11 protein-coding genes are annotated in these 11,439 nt (G+C 45.8%); 4 read left to right on the plus strand and 7 right to left on the minus strand.

Annotated elements, in window-relative coordinates:
* The first annotated feature begins 13 nt into the window (after nt 1–13).
* Nucleotides 14–799, plus strand: coding sequence for an HAD-IIB family hydrolase (locus J4N42_RS06610; RefSeq protein ID WP_252030631.1), 786 nt, complete (start codon nt 14–16; stop codon nt 797–799).
* Between the two features lie 90 nt (nt 800–889).
* Here the strand turns inward: J4N42_RS06610 and J4N42_RS06615 are convergent, their stop codons facing one another.
* The 5 genes from J4N42_RS06615 to J4N42_RS06635 form a co-directional block, all read right to left on the minus strand.
* Entirely contained in the window at nt 890–1,657 is a 768-nt protein-coding gene (locus J4N42_RS06615; RefSeq protein ID WP_252030632.1) for a DeoR/GlpR family DNA-binding transcription regulator, read from the minus strand.
* A 54-nt stretch (nt 1,658–1,711) separates the two neighbouring features.
* Nucleotides 1,712–2,854, minus strand: a complete 1,143-nt coding sequence (ugpC, locus tag J4N42_RS06620) for a sn-glycerol-3-phosphate ABC transporter ATP-binding protein UgpC (RefSeq protein ID WP_503034725.1) — start codon at nt 2,852–2,854, stop codon at nt 1,712–1,714.
* Complete coding sequence (gene ugpE, locus J4N42_RS06625) at nt 2,844–3,686, minus strand: sn-glycerol-3-phosphate ABC transporter permease UgpE (RefSeq protein WP_252030633.1); 843 nt, start codon at nt 3,684–3,686, stop codon at nt 2,844–2,846. The genes ugpC and ugpE overlap by 11 nt, the downstream gene beginning before the upstream one ends.
* 9 nt (nt 3,687–3,695) lie before the next feature.
* Nucleotides 3,696–4,577 (minus strand): ABC transporter permease subunit, encoded by an 882-nt coding sequence (locus J4N42_RS06630; protein WP_252030634.1) that lies wholly within the window; start codon nt 4,575–4,577, stop codon nt 3,696–3,698.
* A gap of 63 nt (nt 4,578–4,640) precedes the next feature.
* On the minus strand, nt 4,641–5,993 hold the full coding sequence (locus J4N42_RS06635) for an extracellular solute-binding protein (RefSeq protein ID WP_252030635.1): 1,353 nt from the start codon (nt 5,991–5,993) through the stop codon (nt 4,641–4,643).
* 343 nt (nt 5,994–6,336) lie between these two features.
* Between J4N42_RS06635 and J4N42_RS06640 the strand changes: the two genes are divergently transcribed.
* On the plus strand, nt 6,337–7,215 hold the full coding sequence (locus tag J4N42_RS06640) for a DMT family transporter (RefSeq protein ID WP_252030636.1): 879 nt from the start codon (nt 6,337–6,339) through the stop codon (nt 7,213–7,215).
* Between the two features lie 204 nt (nt 7,216–7,419).
* Nucleotides 7,420–8,373, plus strand: a complete 954-nt coding sequence (locus J4N42_RS06645) for a lactate/malate family dehydrogenase (protein WP_252030637.1) — start codon at nt 7,420–7,422, stop codon at nt 8,371–8,373.
* A 103-nt stretch (nt 8,374–8,476) separates the two neighbouring features.
* Here J4N42_RS06645 and J4N42_RS06650 read toward each other — a convergent pair whose 3' ends face one another.
* On the minus strand, nt 8,477–9,907 hold the full coding sequence (locus J4N42_RS06650) for a serine hydrolase domain-containing protein (protein ID WP_252030638.1): 1,431 nt from the start codon (nt 9,905–9,907) through the stop codon (nt 8,477–8,479).
* 222 nt (nt 9,908–10,129) lie between these two features.
* Here J4N42_RS06650 and J4N42_RS06655 point away from each other — a divergent pair, with 222 nt between their 5' ends.
* Complete coding sequence (locus tag J4N42_RS06655) at nt 10,130–10,909, plus strand: MBL fold metallo-hydrolase (RefSeq protein WP_252030639.1); 780 nt, start codon at nt 10,130–10,132, stop codon at nt 10,907–10,909.
* Here the strand turns inward: J4N42_RS06655 and J4N42_RS06660 are convergent.
* Nucleotides 10,862–11,407 carry a lipocalin family protein gene (locus J4N42_RS06660; protein WP_252030641.1) on the minus strand — a complete coding sequence of 182 codons (546 nt, stop codon included), beginning with the start codon at nt 11,405–11,407 and terminating at the stop codon, nt 10,862–10,864. The two genes, J4N42_RS06655 and J4N42_RS06660, sit on opposite strands and share 48 nt — an antisense overlap.
* Between the last annotated feature and the right edge of the window lie 32 nt (nt 11,408–11,439).

Below are 11,439 nucleotides of genomic sequence, written 5' to 3' on the forward strand. Positions count from 1 at the left end.
TTGAGGTGTAGGAATGAATTCGGTAACGAATGAATTAAACCAAGATTGGAAACACGTTGACTGGGTTCTTACGGACGTAGACGACACACTCACGTGGGAAGGCCGTTTGCCACCAGAAACATTGATCGCACTACAGAAACTGCGAGATTCAGGAAAAAAAGTGGTTGCAGTAACGGGGGCATGTGCTGGTTGGTGTGATCACATCGCTCAGCTGTGGCCTGTGGACGCCGTGCTTGGTGAGAATGGTGCATTTATTATGGAGAAGAAAGGTGGCTACCTTACGTTACGCTCCGATGTGTCACTTGAAACGATTCGTCAGAATCAGCAACAGTTAAAGGGGCAAGTTGAAGAAATCCTACAGGATTACCCTGAGCTCGGGTTAACGCTAGATCAGTCTTATCGTTTGTGTGAAGTAGCGATTGATATTGGCCAAAACCGCCCACGAGTTGATGACGCTGTGATCGAAGAGATTGTTGCCAAAATCCATGCGTTGGGTGCTCACGCAACTGCAAGCTCAATCCACATTAATGCATGGTATGGAGAGCATTCCAAAAAGGCGACAGCGACGGCGTTTTTGGCAGAGAAAGGGTTGTCTCGCGAAGAGATGACCACCCGCGCATGCTACGTTGGTGACTCAATGAACGACCAATACATGTTTGAGATACTGCCAAACAGTGTTGGTGTGGCGAACATCAAACATTATTGGGACCGCTTGGCATTTCATCCTTCGGTTGTAATGGATCAGCCAGGTGGTTACGGTTTTGCTGAGTTTACCGAAAAACTGCTAGCAGCCGAGTAAGCGCTAAGTAACAAGTCTTGTATAGAAAAAGCCCCAGCAACACTGTGTTGTTGGGGCTTTTATCTTCAGTAGTCGCACGAATCCGTTGGTTTATCGACCGCGACAAATAACCAGCTCGGTATCATGAATTTGGCACAGTTGGTTAATGGTACTGTTTGGTTCATCGACAAACAGTCGCTGAATTTCACTCAACTGGCCGCTCACCACCGGCGCATATCGGCCAAGTTTAGTGGTGTCTGCCACTAACCAACACTGTTGGCTTTGTTGGATGATCGCTCGGTTGAGGCTGGCTTCATCGGGGGTAAAATCCAACAACTGGCCATGTTCACCTAATCCGCCGACCCCAAAGATGCCAATTTTGATATTGAATTGGCGATAAAACAGCGTAGTTGATTCGCCAACAGTATCTTCATCGGACGAACGGACCGCACCTCCTGCTAAATGAACCGAAAGGTTAGGGTTTCGACTTAATATAAGGGCTGCATTGATATTGTTCGTCACCACAGTCAGCCCTGGATGGTCGAGCAGAGCGTGGGCGACATTTTTGGGTGTGGTGCCAATGCCCAAAAATATACTGGTGCCTTCTGGTAGTGCTTTCGCGACTTGCTTAGCGATGCATTGCTTTGCCGAAAGGTTCAACATGTCGCGATTGCTGAATGATAGGTTGTCGTTTGCACTGGGCAGGCATATCCCGCCATGAACTCGGCGTACCATACCTTTGTCGCTCAAATCATTCATATCCTTGCGAATGGTTTGAACGGAAACAGAGAATTGGTGAGATAAAATGGCGCTTGAGAGCACGCCATTTGATCGCTCTAGATAGGTCAGTATCTCTTTTTGTCTGGAAGATAGACTCACATTTTGTCCTTTATCTCGATGTCTCGTTGCTCATCGTAATGTCTTCTATCTCGCTTAAGCGATGGCTTGCTGTGCATTCACAACAGGGCATAGTCGGTGCCCATTTGAGTCAAATAGGTGCAAATTGTCCTGACTTACATGCAGAGACAGTGGCTGACTAATATCGAACGAAACTTCTGCAGTGACTGCGATAAAAGGTTGTTTAGCAACAGAGCCGTGAACCAATTGATTTGGCCCGAGTGGTTCAATGACATTTATTGCCATTTCTAGAGCTAAGGCATTATCAATATGAGAGGTACTTGCATGCTCTGGACGAACGCCAATCATCACATCTTGGCTGACCACATTACGGTATTGGGCAAGGTAGAGCTGTTTGTCACCAAACTCTAAGTATCCCTCGTCGAGCGTCGCAGGGATGAAGTTCATGGCCGGGCTGCCCATAAAGCTTGCAACAAACTGGCTTGCTGGCTGGTGATAGACTTGGCTTGGTGTACCCACTTGTTCAATTTTGCCTTGATTCAGTACCACGATACGGTCTGCCAATGTCATTGCTTCGACTTGGTCGTGGGTGACATAGACGCTGGTTACTCCTAACTCTCTCTGCAGCTTTTTGATTTCTAGGCGCATGTGCGCGCGTAGCGCTGCATCTAAGTTCGATAAGGGTTCATCAAACAAAAACAGTTGTGGGTCGCGTACGATTGCTCGCCCCATTGCAACACGCTGTCTTTGGCCGCCTGAGAGCTTCGCCGGCTTTCGGTCTAGGTATTCTTCGATTTTAAGCGTCTTTGCTACTTTGGTGATTTTGGTCGCGATGGTTGCTTTATCAACCCCTCGGTTCTTTAAGCCGTAGGCTAGGTTGTCGTAGACACTCATGTGAGGGTAGAGGGCGTAGTTTTGGAATACCATCGCGATGTCGCGCAAGGCGGGTTTTACGGTATCGACACGTTTGCCCCCAAGGTGGATTTCTCCACCAGTAATCTCTTCTAAGCCTGCAATCGAACGTAAGATAGAAGATTTACCACAGCCGGATGGCCCCACAAGGACAATGAACTCACCACGCTTGATATCGAGTGATACTCCTTTAACTGCCTTGTGGCCATTTTCATAGGTCTTAACCAGTTGGTTGAGCTCCAACATGCTGAACTCCTGCTGTGCTTGATTCACTGAAATAGATTGGATGTTTTGGTTATTTTTCACTTTCGACTAATCCTTTTACAAACCAACGTTGAAATACCACGACCACAATGACTGGAGGAAGCATGGCAAGAATGACCATGGCAAATGCGTAGTCGTAACGAGGCGTACTGGTTTCGTTTATGCTGTTGAGTACTTGTTTTATGCCCATCACGATGGTGTTGTAACTTTCATCGGTGGTCATCATGATTGGCCACAAGTACTGGTTCCAACCCACCACGAACATGATGATGAAAATAGCCGCCATCATGGTTTTAGATAGGGGAAGTAAAATATCGATGAAGAATCGAATTGGCCCTGCGTTGTCTAACTGAGCCGCTTCCATGAGTTCGTCGGGTATGGTTTTAAAAAACTGACGGAAGAAAAAGGTCGCGGTGGCAGAAGCAATCAACGGCAGTATCAGTCCCGTATAGCTATTGAGCATGCCAAGCTTTGATACCACTTCGTAAGACGGAATAATGCGAACTTCCAGTGGAAGCAACAGGGTGATGAAGATTAGCCAGAACCACGCCGATGCGTAAGGTAGCCGGAAGTAGACTAGAGCATAAGCGGCGAGCAGAGCGATAAGGATCTTACCAATTGAAAACCCAAGGCCCATGATGAGTGAATTTATGATCATGGTACGAGCGGTAACATCGCCTGCAAAGCCTAAGCTACGGTTCCAAGCCTCGTGATAAACCGCGGAAAAATTGTCGCCGATCCACCACTGTAAACCTTCGCTGATGATTGTGTTAGGTTGATGCGTTGAGCTGGCAAATATCAACCAAATAGGTACCACCATAAACATCGCGCCAGCAATCAGAATTAGGTGGTCGGAAAGTTTGTTACTTTTCATGGTCTTTCCTTAGTAGTGAACGCGTTTTTCGACGAAACGGAATTGGATGAAAGTGAGGCTGAGAACAAGCAACAGCAGCACAACAGACTGAGCAGAGCTTCCACCTAAGTCGGCACCTACAAATCCATCGCGGTAAACTTTGTAAACCAGTGAAGTTGTGTTACCACCAGGTCCTCCTGAAGTCATGGTGTCGATCACACCAAACGTTTCGAAAAATGCGTAGGTCAGGTTGATAACCAACAGGAAAAAACCAGTCGGTGCCAGTAGTGGGAAAGTGATGGTCCAAAAGCGTTTTGAGTCGCTGACGCAATCGAGCATTGCTGCTTCTCTTACTGCGAGAGAAATCGATTGAAGCCCTGCCAAGAAGTACACAAAGTTGACGGCAACCTGCTTCCAAACAGAGACTAAAATCAGTGCCAAAGTGGCATCAACTGGGTCAGTTTGGAAGCTAAACTCCCAACCGATGTAGCTGAAGAAGTCGCTCAGCACACCAATATGAGGGTTAAACAAAAAGGCGCCAATAATGCCCGCTACTGCAGGAGCAACGGCGTATACCCAAGTTAACGTGACCTTGTAAGGACCTTGGCCGAGGATGATGTTATTGGCTTTGACTGCCAGTAACAGAGCAATCGCGAGCGAGAAAAATGACACGACAACCGCGAAGAGTAACGTAAAGCCAATTGAAGCGATGTAGTCGCTAGATTCGAACAAAATCTGATAGTTTTCGAACCAGACGAATGTAGACGAAAGCCCCCACGGGTCTTCTAGCATAAAAGAGAGATAGACAGCTTGCGCTGCGGGGTAGATAAAAAACACCGCAATGATGACGATTTGAGGCGCTAAAAAGAGATAAGGCAGCGCAGAGTGATGAAATTGTTGACGACGTTCCACAACAGTATCCAAATGATGATGAAAGTACAGCCCTTGAGTTTCCCCAAGGGCTGGGAGAGGGGATTATTGAACCGTGCGAGCAAAGCGTTTCAGAAGCTGGGTACTTTCTACTTCAACTTTGTCTAGGCTATTTTCCACGCTAGAGCGTCCCGCGAAGATGTTGTCGAACTCGCGGTGCATCACTTCTCGGATCTGCGTGTAGTAACCTAAACGGTAGCCTTTCGTCCATTCACCAGATGTGAGGCTCAACTGCTTAATGCCAACTTCAGCATCTGGTTGTTCTTTGTAGTAACCCGATTGCTTGGTTAACTCATAAGCTGCGTTAGTGACTGGTACGTAGCCTGTTGTTTTATGCCAGTACATTTGTGTGTCTGGTTGAGTGAGGTACTCAAAGAAGGCCGCCACGGCTTTGTCTTCGTTAGATTTGTGGCCGTTCAGAGCGAACAGCGCTGCGCCACCAATGAAGGTATGGCCTGCATTAGGGTTAACCGATTCCCAGTAAGGCAGGTAAGTGGTACCCAACTCGAATTGTACTCGGTTTCTTAAACCACCAAATGAACCTGATGAACCCATCCACATTGCGACTTCTTGGCGTTCGAAAGGTGTTTGGTTTGCGTCCCAGTCACTGCCGTAATACTTGTAGTAACCTTTGTCTGACCACTCTTTTAGCTTCTTGACGTGCATCAGCATGTCTTCAGTATTGAACATGATCTTGGTTGGCAAACCATCGTAACCGTTTTGTTTGTCTGCCAGCGGAAGGTTATGACGCGATTTAAAGTTCTCGAACATGATCCATGGCGTCAGCGATTGTGAAAAGCTTGCATAACCTTTGTCTTTTAGCTTCTGCGCTACCTGCTCAAGTTGTTCGTAGGTTTTTGGCGCTTCAACGCCGACTTTAGCTAGGATGTCTTTGTTGTAGTAAAGAACAGGCGTAGAGCTGTTAAATGGCATACCGATCATTTTGCCATTGTTATCGGCGTAGAAGTTTCTCACGCCAGCAAGGTAATCCTTCGACTGAAATGGGTAGCCAGACTCTACCATGATGTCTTGTACAGGCTTAGCAACGCCCGGAGCTGTCATGATGGTTGCAGCGCCAGCATCGAAGACTTGTAGAATGTTAGGCGCTTGCCCTGCACGAAAAGCAGCAATGCCTGCTGTCAGTGTTTCGGTGTAAGAGCCTTTATAAACTGGTGTGATTTTGTAGTCGTCTTGTGAAGCGTTAAAGTCAGTAGCGATTTGGTTTACGGTATCGCCTAACTGGCCTCCCATCGCATGCCACCAAGTAATTTCAGTTGCAGCAAATGTTGTCCCAGAAACAGTTGCTGTCAGTAAACCAGCCAACCATTTATTTCTAAAAGACAGTGACTTAAACCCGAATGTTTTAGCACCTGGTTTTTTAGAACATAGCTTTTTCATGTCAGTTTCCTTGTGAGTTTCGAACGAGACATTCTGTGTTTCGTTTGACGCTATGTTGGTGGAGTTTTATTGCAGATTCGTGAGTGTAAAATTTCATCTGTATGAAAGATTTATGGATCGCGTTACATAGGTCACGTTAATAGGTTTTATTAGTGACGGATTTCACAGTGATTATTTCGGATGATGGCAAATGGAAACAATGCGACATTATCAATGAATGAGTGCGAAGTTTGTCGCAACTATTGTGCAAATTTGGCATGATGCAACAGCGGTTTCTGACTGCAATGATTGTGATATTCCCGCTCTCTATCCTATTGAGCGTACAACTTCCCGAGCGTAGACATTGAATACTGAACGTAAAGCTGCACTTATCTTAGTGGCCACGACTCTGTTGGCTGCATTTGGTTGGATTTTCTCGAAAGAGGCCATTCAAGGATTGCCTCCTTTTGGTTTTATCGGCTTACGTTTTCTGATCGCTTCTTTGTGTTTACTGCCATTATGTTTTAAGGATCTGTTGCGAGCTAAATGGAAGGATATTGGTGCAGCGGCGCTAGTTGGCTGTCTCTTAGCTGGTTCTCTGATGAACTGGATACACGCCATTTCGATCAGCGATACCTTGGGCGAGGGCGCTTTTATCATCAGTCTTTCCATGCTGATAGTACCTATTGTCGCTTGGGCACTGTTTCGTGAAAAACCAAAACGTATTTTTTGGTTTTCAATGCCTATCGCGATTGCTGGATTAGCGTTTTTGTCGCTCTCTGGTGGCTGGCAACAATCGAGCAGCCAATTTTGGTTTATGGGATGTGCGGCGATGCTGGCGCTTCATTTCAACGTTAATAGTAAGTTCTCTCAGAAGCTGCCAGTCCTTTTGCTTACATGTATTCAGTTGTTTGTGACAGGTTGCCTCACCTTAACATTGTCGTATTTTACCGAGCAGTTCCCAGAAACAGTGTCTGCGTCGATATGGGGGTGGTTTGCGCTAAGCACTTTACTTGCAACCAGCCTTCGTTACGTGATGCAAACGATGGGGCAAAAAGGGCTTACTCCAGGTAATGCGGCCTTGATTATGTTACTAGAGCCTCTTTGGACGGTGATATTGAGTATTCTGTGGTATGGCGAAGTGCTGTCGACCAGTAAAGTGGTGGGCTGCAGTTTGATCTTACTGTCTTTGATCCTATATCGAACTGATGGACGTTTACTGCCAAGAAAACGTTTGACTTGATACTTGGAGCGCTAGGGCATCCTATTCCCAGTTAATTGAGTTGTACTTTCTTTATTTACTAGCTCTAAATGCCAGTAAAATTCTCTAATGCAAAATTAAATTAGAGTAATTGGCAGATTTGTTAGTAAACTATTATCTTTGAAAGGTGATATTGCCTTCCTTAGCAGCGTGTTTGCTGCGTTTAAAGAGACTCAAGGATAGAAGATGAAAATTGGTGTGATTGGCGCGGGAGCCGTTGGTGTTGGGATCTGCAATTACTTACTGACTTTAGGTAGTGTGAGTGAGTTGGTTTTATTGGATCAGAACCTTGATAGAGCAGAAGGAGAGGTATTTGATTTTCGTCATACCGCCGCCCTCACGTTTTCGAAGAACACCCATATAGTACCCACCGATGACTATTTAACCCTAATTGGTGCCGACATTGTCGTCATTACCGCTGGCGCGCAGATTAAACAAGGTCAAACTCGTATGGACCTTGCTGAAATTAATGCCAAGATTGGTGTTGATATTGCGAAGCAAGTAGAACGTGTTGCACCCAATGCGACACTCATCGTTGTATCTAACCCATGTGACATTGTTACCCATTTTATTGCTAAGAATACCCAGCTCCCAGCATCTAAAGTGATCAGCAGTGGTTGTGTTATTGATACTGCTCGCCTTATGTCGATAGTGGCAAACCGAGTCAATCTGGACCCTAAAAATGTGTTTGGCTATGTACTAGGCGAACACGGAGCCCACTGTTTTACTCCAAAGAGTTTAATCAGCATTGCTGGGCAGCCTGCAGATTACTACTGCGATACCAATCATATCGAGCGTATCTGCGCGGATGAATTGCTTGAATCCGTTAAACAAGCAGGTTACGAGATTTTTAAGCGTAAACAGAATACTACCCATGGGATTGCTGCAAGCGTGTTTCGTATCATACAAGCGATTAAAATTGATGAGCGCTCAGTATTGCCTGTCGCTACGCTATTGAATGGTGATTATGGTTTGAAAGATGTTGTATTGAGCTTACCAACAGTGGTGGGGGCTCATGGAGCGGAATCGATTCTGCATCACCCGTTTAGTGAAGACGAGTTAGCGACACTCAATGCTATCGCCGCCAACGTGGCCAAAGATGTGGAAGCGGTGGCGACAGCGACGGGTTTAGCCAAGTAGCTAAATGATGTCCGCGCACAACGAGGTGCAGTCTAATGTTAGAGTACAGGCTAATAGTAGAAAGGGGCGTGTTATCGCCCTTTGTTGATTTGAAAACAGAACACTACTTCTTGTAGTAGTCAATTTCCCAGATGTTTTGGTGCAAAACCATACGCCGATAGTTGATCTTGCCTGAAGGGGACACATCAAATTTCAACAGTACGCCATAATCTCTGTTTTCAAGCTCGAAGTCGCTTAGTGGTGACAGTGCTATAGCAGGTTGCCCTGTCCATTGTGCTTTTAGCTGTTCTCCATCGATAAACAACTTAGTATCGACACGCCAAGTGTGGGAGTAAAACTGTCCAACAAACTTCTCTAGCTCACTTTTAGTCAGTTTAATGGTTGGCCTATCGTAGTTAGGGATCTCAACCTCTTTACCAACATACAGGCCAATGATGGTTTTCATGATCTCGTTGACTTTGGTGTTGAGCCCGTTGGCATTGAATGCGATCGCTATATCTAGGTGATCGATGTAAATCAATTGCGAATGAAACCCTTCTATTAGCCCGCTATGACCCCATGCATGGTGGTGAAAGTAGGGAATGCTCCAAATGCCTTTTGTCGATCCATATGGGCTGGTTAGTCCTTTCATATCTTTCAGTGATTGCTGAGAAATCAGCTCTTCGTTAAACAGCGCGCGCATAAAGACGGTTAACTCACTGGGTGTAGAAATCATGGCACCAGCTGCGACTGATACGGTTGGAGACCAACGTGGTAGTGCTTCCCACTGGCCAGCTAAGTAGCTATAAGAAACGGTTTGATAGCCGCATTCAGTGTAATCAAGACACAGCATGGTGGATGTTAGTCCCAGCTTGTCAGTGATGTTGCGGCGTAAGTTTTCTTGATAACTTTTGCCCGTGACCTGCTCGATAATGAAGCCAAGCAGAACGTAATTAGTGTTGGAATATTCTTGATGAGTATTGGGTGGAAAGTGACCCGGGTTCTTCAGCAAGTGTTTAATGAGCTCTTGTTGCGACAGAGTTTGAGTGTAGTAAGAGTTGAAACTGGGTGAGTCGGTGTAGTTAAACAAACCACTTCGATGCGACAGCATCATTTCGATGGTAATGTCATTCGCGTTTTCAAACTCAGGAAAATACTGACTAAGCGGCGTACCTAATGACAGCTTACCTTGTTCAATTAACTGAAAAACTAAGGTAGCAGTAAACATTTTGGTAATCGAACCAATTTGGTATTGGCTACTTTCGTTTGCTGCTATGGGTTCATCGCTAGAAAACCAATGCTTTTCTTCATAGATAAACCCAGATTGCGCCTGATATGTCACACGCCCTTTATCGTTAATCACAAGGCTAAACATGGCTTTGTCATGTGACTCGATGCTTTCAACATACTGTTGGATGCTGTTGAGGTCTGGCACTTGTTTGCTGGCTGGGGCGTGTTGAGCAAAAGATGTTGCCGAGACGATCCAGCTAGCCACTATCAAGAGAAACGGAGCGATGCGTGGGTGGTAATAACAAAATAACGTATTGTTTTTCATCGGCTTACCTATGCTATGTGTCTAATCTCTATACTAGTCGTTCTGTATCAAACGTATAGGTGGCATTTATAGTTCTTTTTGGCCAATTGTTGCTATTTTTGACCTGCGTCGAGATTAATGTGGTGTCGTTGACGTGTCACAGAGTTGTGGTTGAGATTTTGTTGAAAGGGAAAAATAGTGCTAACTTGAACTGGTCTGATGAGGAGTTCGCAAGGAAGCGCAGTGCAAGTTCATACGATAAAAGGCTACATTCAAACGATTTATTTGGTGGAGTATCCCGATAAGCTCATGCTACTCGACGGGGCAAGCCGAGCCGATATTCCCTATCTAAAGCTGTTCATTGAAGAGACCTTACAGCGCCCATTTACAGACTTAAAAGTGGTGGTGGTGACGCATATGCACCCAGACCATGCTGGTGGGGCTCACCTATTGCGTAAGAAAACGGGATGCAAATTAGTTTCAGCAGATAAAGACAAAGATTGGTACTCAGGTTTTGATGGCTTTCTGATGCACCTCACCGATCTTGCTCTCGCGAAATGGATGGCTAATCGAATGGGCGCCAGACGCACCTTACTGTGGTACCCACGTAAGCTTAATCCGGATTATAAAGTGACCGATGGCGATGCGATTCCTGGGTTCGAAGATTGGTGTATTATAGAAACGCCCGGCCACACAGACCGGGATCTATCACTCCATTGCCCATCACAGGGGATGGTTTATATTGGCGACCTAATGGTGATGGTGAAACGAAAGTTAATTGCGCCTTTTCCTATCTTTCATCCCAACAAGTATCGTCAGTCTTTACAGCGGATCTACGACCTGAATTCGCCTAAAGTTCTTGCCGCACACGGAGGAGAAGTTTCGTTCGATCATGAAGCTTTGACTCATCTTCTCGATACTGCACCCCGAAGGCCAATCACTCATTGGCGAGTCACTAAAATCAAAGCGAAGCGTTTAGTTCGTTCGGTATGGCTGCTCGGCTTCCTCAAACGGAAACACTAGTTGCTCCGATTTGAACCCAGCTTGCTCGGCGATTCTTAGGTATTTATTCATTTTGTAGTCGGGCAGGTGGCTGGTACGGGACAATAGCCAGAATTGGTCGTTGTCTCCTGTCACTAAGGCGGTAGAGTAATCGGGCTCTAAATAAAACACGACATATCGGCCGTAAAATGGGCCAGAGAACGATACGTGCAGCTGTCCGACGGTTTGATCTTCTCCCAGTCTTACCTTGCCAATGGCTTCTTTCCATTGCTGACTTTCATCACTCCAACCACTGTTTATTACTCTAATATCGCCATCTTGATCGACGACGAATTGGGTTCGGGTGTGAGTTAAACCTTGAGCGTAGCGGCTATCTGATCTGGCAACTTCATACCAAGTGCCCATATAAGCGGCAATGTCGAACTTTTCTACCGGCATCAGGTATTGAGAAATACTGCTACAACCCAGGGCTAATGCACTTAAAAAACAAGCGACTAGAAACTGATTTAGTTGTCTCATCACAATCTCCTTAATGTATTGGGCAGGGAGGC

Origin of the sequence: Vibrio sp. SCSIO 43135 (genome assembly GCF_023716665.1) — a bacterium.
Classification (GTDB): domain Bacteria; phylum Pseudomonadota; class Gammaproteobacteria; order Enterobacterales; family Vibrionaceae; genus Vibrio; species Vibrio paucivorans.

Bases quoted from the DNA above. Each gene is read 5' to 3' on its own strand.
- J4N42_RS06645 (WP_252030637.1), top strand. From the start codon at position 7,420: ATGAAAATTGGTGTGATTGGCGCGGGAGCCGTTGGTGTTGGGATCTGC.
- ugpE (WP_252030633.1), bottom strand. From the start codon at position 3,686: ATGAAAAGTAACAAACTTTCCGACCACCTAATTCTGATTGCTGGCGCG.
- J4N42_RS06660 (WP_252030641.1), bottom strand. From the start codon at position 11,407: ATGAGACAACTAAATCAGTTTCTAGTCGCTTGTTTTTTAAGTGCATTA.
- J4N42_RS06610 (WP_252030631.1), top strand. From the start codon at position 14: ATGAATTCGGTAACGAATGAATTAAACCAAGATTGGAAACACGTTGAC.
- J4N42_RS06635 (WP_252030635.1), bottom strand. From the start codon at position 5,993: ATGAAAAAGCTATGTTCTAAAAAACCAGGTGCTAAAACATTCGGGTTT.
- J4N42_RS06650 (WP_252030638.1), bottom strand. From the start codon at position 9,907: ATGAAAAACAATACGTTATTTTGTTATTACCACCCACGCATCGCTCCG.